This is a genomic window from Vibrio sp. dhg (assembly GCF_003443775.1).
Lineage (GTDB): Bacteria > Pseudomonadota > Gammaproteobacteria > Enterobacterales > Vibrionaceae > Vibrio > Vibrio natriegens.
In genome coordinates this window covers 870,046-887,114 of the sequence record NZ_CP028944.1, presented here as the reverse complement: position 1 = coordinate 887,114, position 17,069 = coordinate 870,046, and the positions used below count along the sequence as shown (strand labels likewise).

The 17,069-nt window shown below is 45.8% G+C and carries 14 protein-coding genes; 5 read left to right on the top strand and 9 right to left on the bottom strand.

The features are described from left to right. Positions 1–11: 11 nt before the first annotated feature. The 5 genes from DBX26_RS19690 to DBX26_RS19670 all read right to left on the bottom strand — a co-directional run bounded on the left by DBX26_RS19690 (position 12) and on the right by DBX26_RS19670 (position 5,923). Positions 12–1,532 (bottom strand): NAD-dependent succinate-semialdehyde dehydrogenase, encoded by a 1,521-nt coding sequence (locus DBX26_RS19690; RefSeq protein ID WP_118120667.1) that lies wholly within the window; start codon positions 1,530–1,532, stop codon positions 12–14. A gap of 152 nt (positions 1,533–1,684) precedes the next feature. Beyond that, entirely contained in the window at positions 1,685–2,164 is a 480-nt protein-coding gene (locus DBX26_RS19685) for an Lrp/AsnC family transcriptional regulator (RefSeq protein ID WP_014233708.1), read from the bottom strand. Between the two features lie 52 nt (positions 2,165–2,216). Continuing rightward, entirely contained in the window at positions 2,217–3,224 is a 1,008-nt protein-coding gene (gene doeB / locus DBX26_RS19680) for a N(2)-acetyl-L-2,4-diaminobutanoate deacetylase DoeB (RefSeq protein ID WP_118120666.1), read from the bottom strand. A gap of 47 nt (positions 3,225–3,271) precedes the next feature. Then, a complete protein-coding gene (gene doeA, locus DBX26_RS19675; protein WP_014233710.1) occupies positions 3,272–4,459 on the bottom strand; it encodes an ectoine hydrolase DoeA in 1,188 nt (395 codons plus the stop codon). Between the two features lie 459 nt (positions 4,460–4,918). After that, the gene (locus DBX26_RS19670) at positions 4,919–5,923 is read right to left on the bottom strand and encodes a LacI family DNA-binding transcriptional regulator (RefSeq protein WP_014233711.1); all 1,005 of its coding nucleotides are present in this window, start codon (positions 5,921–5,923) and stop codon (positions 4,919–4,921) included. Between the two features lie 381 nt (positions 5,924–6,304). On the opposite strand from DBX26_RS19670, the gene hxpB reads away from it, so the two are divergent. Then, a complete protein-coding gene (hxpB, locus tag DBX26_RS19665) occupies positions 6,305–6,979 on the top strand; it encodes a hexitol phosphatase HxpB (protein ID WP_081281046.1) in 675 nt (224 codons plus the stop codon). 226 nt (positions 6,980–7,205) lie between these two features. On the opposite strand, the gene DBX26_RS19660 is transcribed toward hxpB, so the two are convergent. Together DBX26_RS19660 and DBX26_RS19655 are read right to left on the bottom strand one after the other, a co-directional pair. Continuing rightward, complete coding sequence (locus tag DBX26_RS19660) at positions 7,206–8,642, bottom strand: 6-phospho-beta-glucosidase (protein WP_118120665.1); 1,437 nt, start codon at positions 8,640–8,642, stop codon at positions 7,206–7,208. 12 nt (positions 8,643–8,654) lie between these two features. Next, positions 8,655–10,544 carry a beta-glucoside-specific PTS transporter subunit IIABC gene (locus tag DBX26_RS19655; RefSeq protein WP_118120664.1) on the bottom strand — a complete coding sequence of 630 codons (1,890 nt, stop codon included), beginning with the start codon at positions 10,542–10,544 and terminating at the stop codon, positions 8,655–8,657. A gap of 408 nt (positions 10,545–10,952) precedes the next feature. Here DBX26_RS19655 and DBX26_RS19650 point away from each other — a divergent pair, with 408 nt between their 5' ends. After that, on the top strand, positions 10,953–12,395 hold the full coding sequence (locus DBX26_RS19650; RefSeq protein WP_118120663.1) for a glycoside hydrolase family 1 protein: 1,443 nt from the start codon (positions 10,953–10,955) through the stop codon (positions 12,393–12,395). A gap of 56 nt (positions 12,396–12,451) precedes the next feature. Here the strand turns inward: DBX26_RS19650 and DBX26_RS19645 are convergent, their stop codons facing one another. After that, complete coding sequence (locus tag DBX26_RS19645) at positions 12,452–13,468, bottom strand: AraC family transcriptional regulator (protein ID WP_065300780.1); 1,017 nt, start codon at positions 13,466–13,468, stop codon at positions 12,452–12,454. 128 nt (positions 13,469–13,596) lie between these two features. Between DBX26_RS19645 and DBX26_RS19640 the strand changes: the two genes are divergently transcribed. From DBX26_RS19640 to DBX26_RS19630, 3 genes are read left to right on the top strand one after another with little or no spacing between them, the layout of a single operon-like run. Then, positions 13,597–14,358: an SDR family NAD(P)-dependent oxidoreductase gene (locus tag DBX26_RS19640; RefSeq protein ID WP_014233717.1), complete on the top strand. Its 762-nt coding sequence runs from the start codon at positions 13,597–13,599 to the stop codon at positions 14,356–14,358. 41 nt (positions 14,359–14,399) lie between these two features. Then, on the top strand, positions 14,400–14,912 hold the full coding sequence (locus DBX26_RS19635) for a 2,4'-dihydroxyacetophenone dioxygenase family protein (protein ID WP_014233718.1): 513 nt from the start codon (positions 14,400–14,402) through the stop codon (positions 14,910–14,912). Positions 14,913–14,916: 4 nt separating this feature from the next. After that, positions 14,917–15,975, top strand: coding sequence for a zinc-binding dehydrogenase (locus tag DBX26_RS19630; protein WP_014233719.1), 1,059 nt, complete (start codon positions 14,917–14,919; stop codon positions 15,973–15,975). 67 nt (positions 15,976–16,042) lie between these two features. Here DBX26_RS19630 and DBX26_RS19625 read toward each other — a convergent pair whose 3' ends face one another. After that, a complete protein-coding gene (locus DBX26_RS19625) occupies positions 16,043–16,954 on the bottom strand; it encodes a LysR family transcriptional regulator (protein ID WP_118120662.1) in 912 nt (303 codons plus the stop codon). Positions 16,955–17,069 lie beyond the last annotated feature (115 nt).

Here is a 17,069-nt window from a genome sequence, read left to right as displayed (position 1 = left end):
ACTTTCTTGTTTCAACAGCCACTCACGCTAGGCAGATTGCCTAAGCAGCAATATTTAATTTCGCTGAATTCTTCAAAGCCATGATGACTCCCCTCGCGTCCCAATCCTGACTGTTTTACGCCGCCAAATGGGATAGGGTGGCCAGTCATCTTGACGGAATTGACGCTCACCATGCCAAATTCCAAACCACGCATACATCGCCATATCTGGTGGATGTCATGTCCATAAACGTAGGCGGCGAGGCCGTATTCTGTGTCGTTACTCATGTCTATCACGGTATCTAAATCTTGATAGGGCAGCACGCCAGCGACGGGACAAAAGTTTTCTTCCCGGTAGACGGCCATTTCGGGTGTCACACCGGCAAGCAGGGTTGGCGCAAAGAAGTTTTCACCCGGAACGGAGTCGTGGTAACCCGCAACCAATCTCGCCCCTTTTTCAAGTGCGTCACGAACTAAATCGTGAGCTTTGTCCACCGCGGCACGATTGATCAGAGGTCCCATAGTGGTCTTGTCGTCTAAGCCGTTACCCAACACAATCTTGCTCATGTGTTTGGCAAAGGCTTCTAAGAACGGCTCGTATTTATCCTGCGGAACGAAAATTCGGTTTGCGGCCAAACAGTCTTGTCCGGCAGTTTGGAATTTTGCCTCTACGGCTGCTTTGGCTGCGGCTTCGACTCCCATATCGGGCAGGACAATAAAAGGCGCGTTACCACCTAATTCCATACTGCATTTCTTTACCGTTTGTGCCGCGTCACGCAGGAGCAATTTTCCTACTCGGGTTGAGCCGGTGAACGACAGGGCTTTTACTTTATCGGAGTGACACAGCGTCTTAGAGACCATGGCAGCGTCACCGGTGACCACATTAAAAACACCCGCCGGAAACCCGGCTCGATCGGCGAGCTCTGCCAGTGCTAAGGATGAGAATGGCGTTTCGCTCGCAGGCTTGATTATCACAGGGCAACCAATAGCTAATGCGGCCGCGGCTTTTCTCGTCACCATCGCATTAGGGAAATTCCATGGCGTGATTAATGCTGCAACCCCAATAGGCTCGCGAATTGTCGAAAGCTGGGCATTAGGTATATGGCTGGGAATGGTTTCACCGTAGCTTCGGCGTGCTTCTTCTGCAAACCAGCGAATAAAAGACGCGCCGTAGTCAATTTCACCAAGTGCGTCGCCTATGGTTTTGCCTTGCTCCATCACCATTAAACGGGCGAGATCTTGTTTGGATTGCAGTATCAGATCGTGCCAACGCATCAAGACTTCAGCACGTTGCTCTGCCTGCATTTTTCGCCACTGACGAAAGGCACGATCAGCATCATCAATCGTTTGGTAGAGTTGCTGCTGGGAAAGTCGGGTGGTATATCCGATGATGCTGCCGTCGGCAGGATTATGAACGGGATGGAAATTATCGCCACTTGTCCACTTGCCATTAATGTAGGCGAGTCCTCTCACCAAGCGTACGTCTTCCATGATTGCCATCATGTCATGCGACGCTTTGACTTCGTCGCCATGAAAGTTATGAAGTGCTGTCATAAGTCCCTCTCGAACATCGTTATCCATAGCTAAACTGTAATCGAGGAGGGGGATAAATTATTTCTGATGCGAAAGGCAGAACCGCGAGGTTTTTCTTTATAAATACAGAAAGTAGCGTTTTTTTCTGCTGAGATCAGATTTCACTTTTCCTTTCAGAACAGAACGTTTTGCTTGATCTCTAAGTTACCAGAATCGCGTTTGATGGTTTTAGTGACGATGTAGGTGAAGTAGCGTTCAATGCCGACTTCTGAATCCAGCCAGTTGTCGATCAGCCTCTGGTATTGGTCGATATCTTCGGATTGAACCTTGAGGATATAATCAACGCCGCCGCCTGTGGCGTAGCAATCGGTCACTTCAGGAGTATGCTTTACCAATTGCTCAAAACGTCTGAACGCCTGTGCGTTGTGCTCTTTGAGTGAGACTTCCACCATGACGGACGTTCGTTTAAACAGCACATCGGTATTCACTCTGGCACCATAACCTTCGATGATGCCGGCTTCTTCAAGTTTTTTCACACGTTCCCAGCACGGGCTGACGGACAGGTTAATTTCTTCTGCAAGATGAGATTTGGTGATGCGGCCATTGTCATGCAGAATCTGTAGAATTTTGACGTCGTAGCGATCGAGGCGCATGGTTGGTCTCCTCTTGGTTGGGACGAAATGCTGATGCTCTTTAGCTAGCCGTTTAAGTTAATACTCCGCAATCCTTCGCGATGACGGCGAGCGTGTCACCAATATTCACCATAGCAGGAAAACGGCGTGCAGCGAAAATGCCATCTCTCTCGGCACGATATTCTACTGGCACTTCGCCAGTTCGTTCTGTTGAATAGATTCTTACAATGACATCACCTTGTTTGATGGCATCACCAAGTTCAAACCTGTATTCCGCTATGCCTCTGTGCTGGCTTTGGACGTAACAGTCTGCATCTGGCATATCGAGTAACTGGGTGGGTTGATTTGGCTTTTCATAATCACCAGAAAGGTTGCCAGCAAAACGCAGGAAATTACGGATACCACGATCGGTATATTGAATGGTTTGTGGCGTGCTGGTGCCGCCTCCTCGAAGCTCTGTTGTCACGAATACTTTGCCCTGAGATTCAACCGCGGTGTCATACAAGCTGGTGGCGTCCATTTCGAGCATAATCATGGTGTAAGGTGCACCAAACATTTTCGCTCCCAATATGCAGGCTTCTTCCTGTTCTGGATTATCTAAGCGATGTGCGGCGGCAAAAGGGACGATGTCTAACGTTTTTCCCCCTGAGTGAATATCCAGAGCGAAATCGCACAATGGCACCAGATAGCGGGTGAAGTAGTCGGCGATTTTCTCTGTGACTGTTCCGGACGGGGTGCCGGGAAAGCTGCGGTTTAAGTTACCTTTATCGATAGGGGAAGTGCGGGAAGCATTCTGGACCGCGGGCAAATTCATCATTGGGACAATAATCACGCGCCCTTGTATCTGCTCAGGCTGTAATGAACTCGCCAGCTTTAACAGGCTGGTGATCCCTTCATATTCGTCGCCATGATTTCCCCCGGTTAAAAGTGATGTTGGACCCGGGCCATTTTTTATCAAGGTTATCGGGATCATTATGCTTCCCCATGCGGAATCGTCATGGGAGTAAGGCAGGGTCAGAAAACCATGTTGGATACCTTCTCGGTCAAAGTCTACGGTGGCTGTGATCGAGCTGTTTTGCATGCAAACTCCTTTTTCTTTGCTAAGTTCTTCGTTTCAACCCTTTTTAATCAGTGTTTAACAAACAAGTGGCGGGGGAAATCACACAATGTTTTTGCGCCAAGTCGGGTAATAACAATACTTTCCGTGGTCTCTAGGCCCCAGTCTTTAAACCATAGGCCGGGCATAAAATGGAACGTCATGCCCTCTTTCAAAACGGTTTTGTCGGTGTCGCGAAGGCTCATGGTCCGTTCGCCCCAATCGGGTGGATAACTCAGGCCAATGGGATAACCGCAACGAGCGCCTTCACGGGAAAAGCCCGCTTTATCGAGGACTTTATTCAAAGCGTTGGCGATATCAGCACACGTGTTTCCGGGTTTAGCGACTTCTAAACCTGCTTCAAGACCTCTTGTGAGCGCTTCGTCGGCACGTTTAAACTTGTCATCAGGTTCGCCTAAGAAAATAGTGCGGGATAGAGGGCAGTGGTAACGCCGATGTGCACCAGCGATTTCAAAGAAGGTCCCTTCCCCTTTTTTGAACGGCCTGTCGTCCCAGGTTAAGTGAGGCGCGGAAGCATCAGCACCCGAGGGCAATAGCGGAACAATCGCGGTGTAATCACCAAAATGATCCTCATGACCAAGGACCGCCTGACGGTTAATCTCTGCAACCAGATGATGTTTAGGCAAGCCTGGTTCGATCATATCAAACGCGACACGATGCATGTTTTCGACAATACGCGCAGCGCGGTACATGTAGGATAACTCTTGGTCCGACTTTACGGCACGGCACCAGTTAACCAGACCCGTTGCATCGAGCAACTGTGCGTTCGGCAAGTGATCAATCAATGACTCATAGGCGGTTGCACTAAAGTAATAGTTGTCTTTTTCTACGCCGATACGACCGCGATCCCAGCAACGTGGCGTCAATACAGCTTCAACCAGATAATCCATCGGGTGCAGAGGTGGATTCATGACGTAATGGTCGGGGTAGGAGGCAATGTTTTCTGCCGACATATACGCGGTTCTGTAAGCACCATTCGCGTCTTGGCAACGCCCGAACCATATTGGTTCACCTTCAGGTCCAACAATCACACATTGTGGTACATAGAAAGACCAACCATCATAGCCAGTTAGCCAAGACATATTGGATGGGTCATGGATAATGAGTACATCCAATTCTCGTTCGAGCATCGATTGTCGAACTTTGGATAAACGTTCTTGGAATTCCTCCAACGTAAAATGCATAGTAATGCCTCTCATACACTCTCCTTGTTGAAAATCCGATGCTCTTGGCCCTCGGAAATGAGGTCTCTGTTCTCCTATTCAGATCGCTTGGATCTGTCGCAATCTTTAACCATGGCTTGGAATCGATGGTTAAAAATATCGGTGCATTTATAAACTCCTCGTTATTCTTAATACTTATCAATAAAGACAATTGTGGTTGAGATTTGTACTCAGTGCTGCATTTTTTAATGTAAAAAACGCTGTCAAAGGTTTTGAGACAAAGGAGTGTTATCAGAATTGGAACTAATAAGATTCTGTATTATCGGCAATTTTCGAGGGAAGACTGTGAACTAATCACCTCTGAGTAAACGGGAGATATTGAGCGAGTTGGAGATAGGATTAGGGACAAGTAGGACGTATTTTTGCCTTATCTAGCCCGCGCCGATAAAGGAAAGCAACGCGCGGGTTAGTCAATTTTTAGGTGTCAGAGAGCGATCAATTCAATTTTTGAGTAGATTCTCTTACTTGCAGCGAGCCCTGATATTGGAAGTGTTTTTGAACGGTCTGCTGTTCTTTATTCAGCGTCAGTGCGGTAGTGATAGCATCGCGCGTGAGTTCTAAAATAGGTAGTTCCACGGTTGAAATTCGCGGTACCATAAAACTCGCTGTTGGGTCACCATCGATACCAATGACTGAAACATCTTCAGGAACTTTTAGTCCTTTGTCATGCAGTGCACGAATTGCACCGATGGCCATGGAGTCAGTACACGAAAAAATAGCGCTAAAAGGTATGCCGCTATCAATCAGTTTGATTGTTGCATCGTATCCACTTTCAGGATTGCTCTGGCCTTCATAAACCAGTCCGTCATTTACTTCAATGTCATGTTTGATCAAGGTTTCTTTATAAGCCGAAAGACGCTTTTGTCCTGTACTGCTAGACATTGGAGTTGTGATACAAGCAATCTGTTTATGGCCAAGATCTAAAAGGTATTGAGTTGCGACACGCGCCACTTGCTCTTGATCGAAATAAAAGCTGAATAACTTTTCATCGTCCAGAGCGCGATTGATGACGATAAGTTGGGTTTTCATTTCCTGCTGCAGAGTAGAAAGTTGCTGCTCAGACAAATGACGGCTGTAAATCAGAATAGCATCGCAGTTATGAGCGTTAAGGGAGCGCACTGCTTCCTCTTCGCCCTCTACATTGTCGCTGCTGTTCATCACAAACAATTTCTTGTCAGCTTTTTGCATATCCATCGCAGCTTCTGTCAGCATGGAACCAAAATAGTGACTTTCAAAATGAGGGAGAACTAAACCGAACGTATTGTAGCTGTTTGTTGCCAAAGCACGCGCAAAAGCATTAGGTTGATAGCCTAAAGATTTCATAGCCGCTAACACAGACTCACGAGTCTGATCTTTCACATATTCGCTTCCATTTATAACTCTGGATACGGTTGCCTTTGAAACACCTGCAGCTTTACATACGTCTTTGATTGTCGCCATTTTTTTATTCCCAAATACTTTGGTTTGACAGTTTACACTATTTGTCTGAGCGAAGGTAAACCGTTGTCTTATTTTAGACGTAAGTCCAATACGCACAGATTTATCACGAGGATTGAGAGCAAAAAATTGTCTGGCTTTGCTTGTCCTCACAGTTTTCTGAGAATTATCTTACTCTAACTGTAACCGGTTTCAATTGTTGGTGTATGCTAGTTATGAGCAACAGAAGTCTCTTGATAAGTATAAGTACATTTATGCTTTGCTATTCGTGATCTGACGGTAATGACTCCTACAGGATTTCCCTGTCAAAACAACCTAGTTCGAATCCTGCATCTTAAAGTCATTTTGATAACACTTTTCATAATTAAGGAACAGGAAACCATTTTGATAGAAACAATTATTTTTGATATGGACGGCGTGCTGGTTGATTCTGAGCCGTTCTGGCGCAAGGCGAAAGTCAACGCGGTTGCACGTTTTGGTGGGCAAATCACCGAGCAACTTGCTTATCAGAGTACCGGTCTTCGCATCGATGAAATCGCCAATTATTGGATACGCTACTGTAATTTAGATCCGAAATGTGCCCCTGATCTTGCAGATGCTATTTTGACGGAAGTGATCGGACAAATTAAGACGCACGGTCAACTTCTTCCGGGCGTGAAAGAATCTCTAGATTTACTGGCCAAAACGGGTTTGAAAATTGGGTTGGCTTCATCTTCACCTTTACGCCTAATCGAAGCGGTTCTGGAAACATTTGAAATCGGTAAGTATTTCTCGGTCTATGTTTCGGCAGAGCATCTGCCGTATGGAAAACCTCACCCTCAGGTGTACATGGATGCGGCAGTGAAGTTGAACACAGAGCCTCATAACTGCTTGGCTATTGAAGACTCAGTTAACGGTTTGATTGCCGCGAAAGCCGCAGGTATGACCGCCATTTGTGTACCTGAACCGGGGCAGGAAATGAATCCACGCTTTGGCATTGCAGATATCAAGCTGACCTCTCTTGAAGACTTTTCTACGTCCAAAGAGGTGGTGAAACTTCTCGGTAAATCAATAGCCTGATCTTGCACGGAATAGAGATTGGCTGACGGCATTCGCTGCAATTTAGGTTAAATAAAAGGGCTTCCCCTAGGATCTGGAGAAGCCCTTTTTTTGTTCCTAAAATATCTGCTTTGACTTAAATCCGTTATCTGCGGTCGTGGTTTATGAGCGATCTTCAGGACAAAAAAATGCACCCTTCGCCGGGGCTTAGGGTGCATTGTTCTATCTATAGTTTCTCGCTGGCGCTTTACAGTTTTTCACCGTTGCTGCTGATGACGTCTTTGTACCAGTAGAAGCTCTTCTTACGGCTACGGCCCATGGTTCCAGTGCCATCGTCGTGACGATCGACATAAATAAAGCCATATCGTTTACGGTATTCACCCGTACCGTAAGACACGCAGTCGATGCAGCCCCAAGGGGTGTAGCCCATTAAATCAACACCGTCGTAGTTAACCGCTTTCTGCATTTCTTCAATATGCGCTTTCAGGTAGTCAATGCGGTAGTCGTCGTTGATTTCACCGTTTTCTTCAACTTTATCTATTGCGCCAAAACCATTTTCTACAATGAACAGTGGCTTGTTGTAGCGCTCATACAGTTCGCAGAGCGAGTAGCGCAAACCGACAGGGTCAATCTGCCAACCCCATTCAGAGGCTTGAACGTAAGGGTTCTTAACGCTGCCGGTAAAGCCGCTCATTGAGCCTTCTGTTGTTTCTTCAGCGTCGGCTTTTACCGCGACCGACATGTAGTAACTGAAGCCAATATAGTCACAAACGCCTTCTTTTAAGATCTCCAGATCGCCGGGTTCCATCTTGATGTTGTAGCCTTTGCGTTCCCAATCTTTCAGCGTGTATGCCGGATATTCGCCGCGCATATGGACATCACTGAAGAAGAAGCGGTTACGCATCGCTTCTTGAGCTAGCATGACGTCATCCGGATTACACGAATATGGATAAATAGGTACCCATGCAACCATACAGCCAATTTGGAAGTCTGGGTTGATCTCATGACCCAACTTGACCACTTTTGCACTGGCTACCATTTCATGGTGAACCACCTGGTACATGCACTCTTCAGGGTTTTCCTCAACTGTGTAATCCACGCCTGAGTTCGAGTAGCCCCACAGAGGTAAATGCAAATCGCGTTGGTTATTGATTTCGTTGAACGTCATCCAGTATTTCACTTTGTTCTTGAAACGACGCATAACCGTTTCTGCGTAGCGAACAAAGAAATCGACCACGCGACGATCTTTAAAGCCCCCGTACTCCTTCGATAAATGCAGCGGCATTTCAAAGTGGGATAGGGTAATGACTGGTTCAATACCGTGTTTTAATAGCTCATCAAACAGATCATCGTAGTACTGTAAGCCCGCTTCGTTTGGTACTAACTCGTCACCTTTAGGGAAAATACGTGGCCAGTAGATCGACGTACGGAAACATTTAAAGCCCATTTCGGCCAGCAGTGCGACGTCACCTTTGTAGTGATCGTAAAATGCCGTAGCCTCGTGGTTAGGGTAGTGGTAACCCTCTAACACACCATCGGTAATTTTACGTTGAGTGCTTACATCACCACCGGACAACACATCTACGATACTCGGACCTTTACCATCTCGGTCCCATCCGCCTTCAACCTGGTGAGCTGCAACTGCGCCGCCCCATAAAAAGTTTTCAGGAAAAATACTACTCATCTTTACTTACCCTTAAGCCATTTGAATAACAGGCTGTCCAATTTCAATTTGTTTGTCTTCTTGATCTTGCTCGATCAGTTCAAGTTCGTACTCATCACTGTTCATTACGATAAACGGTGTGGTGGTGTCATAACCCGCGTTAGCAATGCTTTGCAGATCAAATTTGATCAGTGGGTCACCCGCTTTAACTTGTTGGTCAAGTTCGACCAAACATTCAAAGAATTGACCTTTTAGTTCTACGGTATCGAGTCCGACATGAATCAGTACTTCAGCACCATTGGTGGATGTCATTCCGACGGCATGCTTAGTCCCAATAACCGATGAAATCACAGCGTCACATGGGGCTCTCACAATTCCTTCTGCTGGTCGGATAGCGACACCATCACCCAATAACTTTTGTGAAAAGCTTTCATCGTTAACGCTTTCAAGAGGAATAATCTCGCCTTTTAATGGGCTAACTAACGTCGCTGTCTTTTTCATTACAGGCGATAATTCTGGCGTTACGTTTAAATCATTTTTTTGCTTGTCTTCTGCTTCTACTGGATCTTCAAAGCCAACAAAATAAACCAGAGCGATGGTAACAACGATGGTGATGCCTGTGCCCAGCAGTGCACCAGTAAATGAACTTGGGTTATCTGGGTTAATCGCGTTAACTACGGTCAGAATGCCTGTCAGCCCTGCATAAGCATAGTAGTACGTGTTGAACAGGCTCGCGACCGCTGCACCAATTGCGCCGCCGATACAGCCGCAGATAAATGGTTTTTTCAGTCTTAATGTCACACCGTAAATTGCAGGTTCGGTAATGCCGAAGAAGCCTGTGATGCCTGCTGAATAGGCGGTCGTTTTCATGCGAGTATTACGAGACTTTAATGCGACAGCGAAAGCGGCGGCCATTTGAGCCACAACGGCGATACCACAGAAGGCTTGAATTGAGTCATAACCAAAGTTTTCATAGTTTGCCAAGACGATTGGAGTGGTGCCCCAATGCACGCCAAAGATAACCAATACTTGCCAAATACCACCAATAACAGCTGCGGCGACGACGGGAGCAACGTCGTACAGTGTGTTGTAGCCAGTTGCAATCAGGCTTGCCACGAAGCTGGTTGCAGGGCCAATTAATACCAGTGTCGCAGGAACCATGATTAACATGCAAAGTAGCGGCGTGAACAGTTCACGAACGACATCAGGTAGGACGCGTTTAATGTATCTTTCTACATAGCTCAATGCCCAAACCATGAAAATAGGTGGCAGCACCGATGCGGTATAAACGGTTTTCGCCAGCGGTAAACCTAAAAAGGTTATTAATTCACCATCAGCGATTCGCGACGCCATGTCTGCCCAAGATGGATTGATGAGTGCACATGAGCAAAGAATCGCAATAAGAGGATTACAGTTAAAATGTTTGGATGCGGTGATGGCGATAAAAACAGGAAGAAAGACAAACGGTGTCCAGGACATGAAGTTCAGAACTTCAAATGCGCCAGTTCCGGCAACGCTTGGAGCCAGATAGTGGACGAAAATTAAAGCGCCCTGCAAGATGCCAGCAGCAGCAAGAATATAAACAAAAGGTGCGAAGATGGATGACATCGACGCAATAATAGCGTCCATGAGTCGCACTTTTTCAGTACTTTCAGACATCAATGAAGTATCAACTAACGATGACATTGCGGCATAAACATCTTGTACGTGAGTACCGATAACAACCTGAAACTGTCCGCCACTCATGACAACCGTAATAACGCCTGGCATTTCTTTAATTTTGTCAGCAGCACCATCAGGCGTTTCCTTTAACACCAAGCGCAGACGGGTCGCACAGCGTGAAAATCTCGTGATATTTTCTTGTCCGCCAACTTGCGCAAGAATGTCTTTCGCAAGCTGAGCATAATCTCTTACCGCAGCCATAATATTCACCTTTCCCTTTATTATATTCACTTACAGCTAAGCTTTTGGAACCGGTTTCAGAATAGTTCTAAAGCGCTTTTTACATCAATAGGGATAAAAAGCAATAAAGAATTGGATCACAGAAACAGTCGCCAGACGATTTAAAAACGCTATACGGATCTCTTTTTCTGGCGTTAAGAACACATTCAAGCGCGGCATTTAGGGTAAGAAATAACCAAAAATGATGATGCCAAACGTTGGAGTTGGGTTTATTTTCGTCATCAATCAGCCTTAAAAAATATTTTTAAGTATCGTTGTAACCGGTTTCATTTTGTGTTGTATTGTATAGAAATACATCTCGGAACTGAAGTGAACTTAGGTTTGAGTTGAGCGTTAAATAATTTAACTTATTGAATAATGGTGAAATAAATGAGAAATAACGTTTTTCCAGAAGATTTTATGTGGGGTGGTGCAACCGCAGCAAACCAATTTGAAGGGGCATGGAACGTAGACGGTAAAGGACCAAGTACAAGTGATATGTTTAGTGGTGGGACTCATACCGTTGCTCGCCGGATCACTCGCACTATTGAAGAAGGTGTTCACTATCCTTCACATGAAGCCATCGACTTTTATCATCGCTTCAGAGAAGACATTGCCTTGTTCGCTGAAATGGGCTTTAAAACTTTCCGTTTTTCAATTAACTGGACCCGAATTTTCCCTACCGGTATGGAGCTGGAACCCAATGAAGCGGGTTTGAAGTTCTATGAAGACGTTATTGACGAGCTTAAAAAATACGATATTGAGCCATTAGTTACGATTTCACATTACGAACTGCCATTTGGCCTAACTCAAGAATATAACGGCTGGGCCGGAAGAGAAGTTGTCGATTGCTATACGCGTTACGCGGAAACACTGTTTAAGCGCTTCAATGGCAAAGTGAAATACTGGTTAACTTTCAACGAAATCAACATCGGTACTATGCCTATCGGTAACTACTTAGGCTTGGGAATCCTTAACGAAGGTACCGAAGACTTTATTAATCAGGTTGACTACCCGCAGCTACGTTTTCAGGCTCTGCATCACCAGTTTGTCGCCAGTGCAAAAGCGGTAAAACTGGCTCATGAGATCAATCCTGAGAATAAGGTTGGTTGTATGATCTGCTTCCTGACCACTTACCCGTTCACGTGTAATCCTGAAGATATTGTACTTGCTCAAGAACACATGAAAATGCACAACTACTTCTGCGGTGATATTCAGGTGCGCGGTCAATATCCGTACTACGCAAAACGCTACTTTGAAGAAAATAACATCGAAGTGAAAATGGAAGCGGGCGATGCAGAGATTCTTTCTGAAGGAACCGTCGACTACTACACACTAAGCTACTACATGTCGAACTGTGTTTCCGCGGATTCAAGTAAGGACACGACGTCAGGTAACCTAATGGGCGGCGTGAAGAACCCTTACTTGCAAGCATCAGACTGGGGATGGCAAATTGACCCAATTGGTCTGCGTTACACACTGAATGAAATCTACGCTCGTTATGAGATTCCTTTGATGGTGGTTGAAAACGGTTTGGGTGCGTTCGATAAAGTCGAAGAAGATGGCTCAATCAACGATAGCTACCGTATTGATTACCTGAAAGCGCATATTGAGCAAATGGGTGAGGCAGTAAAAGACGGTGTTGAATTGTGGGGTTACACACCTTGGGGTTGTATCGACTTGGTGAGCGCATCCACTGGTGAGATGGAAAAACGCTACGGCTTTATTTATGTCGATAAAGACAACAAGGGTGAAGGTACCTTAGATCGTAAAAAGAAAGCCTCTTTCGATTGGTACAAGAAAGTTATCGCTTCAAATGGTACAGAGCTTTAACGTTTACTTAAGTCGTATAAGTAAATCAACCAACTGAAAGTAAAAGAGTGCTGCTATTAGCGCTCTTTTACTTTTTCTAATTTATGATCTTTTCGCCACTGACTCGGTGACTTACCCGTCCATTGACGAAAGTGACGGCTAAAGACCGCCGTTTCGGCATAGCCAAGTTGTAGGGCGATATCGGTAATACTTTGGATATTTTCATTAAGGCGACGTTCGGCCAGACTCTGCCTCACTTGTCTCAAGAGCAGGCTATAATTTTTCCCGCGCTCTTTTAATCTTATTTGTAACATTCTCGGGTGCATGTCTAATGCTCTGGCAACTTGTTCGACACTGCATTCACCTGTAGGCAATAATCGCCCAATCATATCTCTGGCTTGATCGCTCAGATTATCCGGATAGCGATTTTGCAGGTATTTAAGATGCTCCTGAAAGTGTCGATCTAACGCGTCTTCATCTTGATGGTTTCGAGTATCAAGCAGGCTCGCCTTGAGCATAATGCCGTTAAATTTCTCACCAAATCGGATCTTGGGTAACGGGGCTGAGTTGCCATTTCGGTTTTCCAAGCTGCCAAATTGAGTCAGGTACAGGGTGAAACTATTCATATCAATATTGAGTAAGTTCGCCATAAACCTAGCCATCTGCATGACACTCATTTGCATCAGTTGCGTTGTCACCTGTTCACTGTAGGTATCGATAGTTAAAGCAAGTTTCATCCAATCATCTTGTGGTGTCATCGAGAATTTAACACCGGAAGATTGCAAATAGAGGTAATCATTAGCACGTAATAATGCCTCTCTGACCGTTTCAGCGCGAGCGACCAGCATAGGTAAGTCACCTAAAGCATTAAAGCTTTGCCGTTGAGCCAATAAGACTCCAAACATCGGTTCCTGACAACGTAACGCTGCGACTTCCAGCAGTTCGGCCAGCCTCGAATTGGCGATGTAAGTATCGGGATCGCGGAACTGGGCAGCAGAAAGCCCTGCCTGTTTCATTATTTCTATCGGATTCTGTCCGTGTTCAGAAACTAAACTATCAAATTTGTCTGCTGCACCGCTTCTAACGATATACATATCTCGATTTTGAAATGTTAATGGTTTGTAAATCGCAATATATCAAATTTTATTCGCAAAAGGTCAAGTGAGTGTCAATGAGTTGATCTAAGTTACATTTTCATAACATATCGTAGAAGGGAAGCTAAATGGAATTGATGAACAAAACTGCGATCGTCACTGGTGCCGCTGGTGGAATTGGTCAGGCCATCGTAGGCAAGCTACGTGAGCAGGGAGCGAACGTGCTGGCTGTCGATATTTCAGAGCAGTCGCTTGACGTTTATAAAGACGCTGACCCGAAATCATTAAAAACCTTTTCGGCGGATGTGACGGATTTTCAGCAAGTAGAAGCCATGGTCAACTACGCTGTCGCGGAGTTTGGCAAGCTGGATATCATGATTAATAACGCTGGCATTGGTTTAGCGAAACCGCTGCTAGAGCATGATCCGGTTGCTGATTTTGAACCCGTTTCTAAGGTCAACCAAAACGGGGTTTACTACGGCATTTTGGCGGCAGGACGTCAGTTCCAGGCACAAGGCACACCTGGAGTCATCCTTAATACCTCTTCTGTTTACGCGCAAATGGCGGCGGAAATGACGTTCACTTACAACGTGAGCAAAGCCGCGGTCGACATGATGACAAAATGTGCAGCTTTGGAGCTGGCACCGTTGGGTGTTCGTGTTTGCGCCATCGCACCGGGTCGCGTGGATACACCAATGTTGCGCCAATATGAAGCGATTGGCCTTTGGGACCACATCCGCAAAGAGCAGATGCGCGATACCTTTACTCAGACAGAAGAAATCGCAAACGTGGTTGCATTTTTGGTCAGCGAAAAAGCGAATTGCATTAACGGTTGCACAGTCAGTGCATCAGACGGTTTCGAGAATTTTAAATACCCACTACTGGGCTAAGACGTGGAAGTCTAATTACAACAAAAGCGAGGAAGCAAATTATGTCATTACCAGAAGTTATTCAGCATCAGGATTTTCTGTTAACTCTAAACACCAATGAAGAGTCAATCATCAAAGATGCACTACCGGGTGTCGATGTTTACCCGCTGTTTCTTGACCCAGAAAACGGCACTTGGGTAATTCGAGCGAAGTTTAAGCCAGGAATTACACTACCTAAGCACTTCCACACAGGCGTGGTGCATTTCTACACGCTAAGCGGTATGTGGCACTACACCGAATACCCAGATCAAAAACAAACGGCTGGCAGCTACCTGTACGAGCCAGGCGGTTCTATCCATACATTCCACTGTCCAGAAGAGTCAGGCGGTGCTGATGGCTTTATGGTCATTCAAGGTGCGAACATCAACTTTGACCAAGACGGTAACTTCATGAACATCATGGACGCGGGTTGGATCGAGCAAGTGGTTATCGCAACGGCTAAAGCTCAGGGCATCACACCGCGTTACATCAAGCCAGGTGCGATTGCAGCTTTAAGCGACGAGCTTGGAGAGTAATTCCATGACAACAATGAACAGTATCGTAATGCAGGATGGCGGCGTTCACCTGCAACAGGTGGATGTGCCTAAACCAGCACCGGGCCAAGTACTTGTTCGTAGCTTAGCGTGTGGTATTTGTGGTTCAGATTTACACATCGCACGTCATACGGACGAAGTATTTGATGTTTACCGCAAGCTTGGTGTGATGTCAGAAAGCATGGATGACCATACTCAAGTCATGCTAGGTCACGAGTTTTGTGCGGAAATCGTCGAATACGGTGATGATACACAACAAGCTCTGCCGGTTGGTAGTCGCGTGACTTCTGTGCCGATCCTCATGAGCCAAAATGGCGCTGGTGTTGGTGTGACTCCGGGTATTCATGGTGCTTACTCTGAATATTTCTTGCTTGATGAAGCACTGCTTCTGCCTGTTCCTGAGAATGTACCTTCAGAAGCTGCCGCGCTAACAGAACCTCTGGCGGTTGGTTTGCATGCGGTGAACCGCAGTGACATCCAGAACGATGAAGTGGCATTGGTTGTGGGTTGTGGTCCTATTGGTCTTGCGGCTATCACGGCGCTTAAACTGCGTGGTGTTACCAATATTCTGGCGGTCGATATTCAAGATGAGAAGCTGGAACTGGCGAAAGAGTTTGGTGCAACGCGCACGGTAAATCCGACCAAAGAAGACGAAGTTGTCGTCGGTGCCGAAGTTGCAGCAGGTTCGCGTCTGGTTATCTTTGAGTGTGTGGGCAAACACACCTTGATTGATGACTTTATTCGCCGTGCTCCAGCTGGCGCTCGCATTGTGGTGACTGGTATTCATACCACACCTACGAGTATCAACTATGCTTACGCGACAGTAAAAGAGCTTGATCTACGATTCTCTTACTACTATCAGCCACATGAGTTTGAGCAATGTCTTCAAGCCATCGCGGAAGGTAAAGTGCCATGGCAGAAAATGCTGACGGCTAAAGTGGGTATGGATGGCGTTGAAGGTGCATTTAAGCAACTTATGACACCAAACGACCACATTAAAGTTGTCATCGAACCTTGGCGAAATGGCGAGTTACAAGTCGTTTAATTTAAGTTGATTGCATAAGGGTTTTTACCTTACTCACGCCCCAACATACACTTGTGTTGGGGCTTTTTTAACTGAGTAATTTAGCTCGCTGAGTAATACCTGAGATTAAATCAAGGTGTGGCTCGGAGGTTTCGCGCCGATGACGATAAATTCCTACCGTTCCCGGTTTTGGTTCGTTTGCCATTCTTAGACATTGCAATCCAAAGGATTCGAGATAGGGTTGCAAATGACGGGTATATGACATGACCGCTACACTCTCTTTCAACATATCAATACTGGCAAGTAACGAATCCACTTCGTAGGTTGGCCTGTCGTCCAATTGTTGTCTTTCGCGCTCATTCTGCTTTGGAATGGGATTATCGATAACGTGATTAAATTTTTTCGCATCATAAGTGACAGAGAGAGCAGGGTACTCATGCAGCATCTCGTCTGTGACGACTTTTCCTAACAGAGGATGATCGGGAGAAACGAAATACGCATCCACGGTTTGAAATAAAGGAATAAAAGTGACATCACACTTAGAAGACAACCCGACGATTTCATGACCGATAAAAAACTCAATTTGTTCGTTGATCAAAGAATCCATGAGCCCGAGGTGATTACCAAACTCAACATGCGTAGATGCGGATGGCAATTTAGAAAGGTGATCATTAAGCGCTTGTTTTACAAACAACGGCCACCACGCATCGCCCGTTCCCATCTTTATCTTGCCGACTTGATATTGCCTTCTTTCTTCAATGCTCTGCATCATTTGGTTATATTCGTGTTGCATCGCATTGCTGTGTCGATAAAGGATTCGGCCATATTCAGTTAAAACCATGCCATTGGGACGACGTTCGAACAGTGTTACGCCAAGATTCTCTTCAAGTTTCTTCAAATTACTGGTCACGGTCGGTTGACTAAGCCCCGCCAACTTTGCTGCGGCACTGATGCTTTGACAGCGAGCAACTAGTAAAAATTGCTGCAGAGATTTATCCATTTCTACTTACCCCTTTTTAAGCGCGGGGTATTTTGCACACTTTCATGGACGAATCACAAACTTGGCATTCAAATTTGTAGGAAAAATCTGAGATTCATAGATCTAAATCACCGTT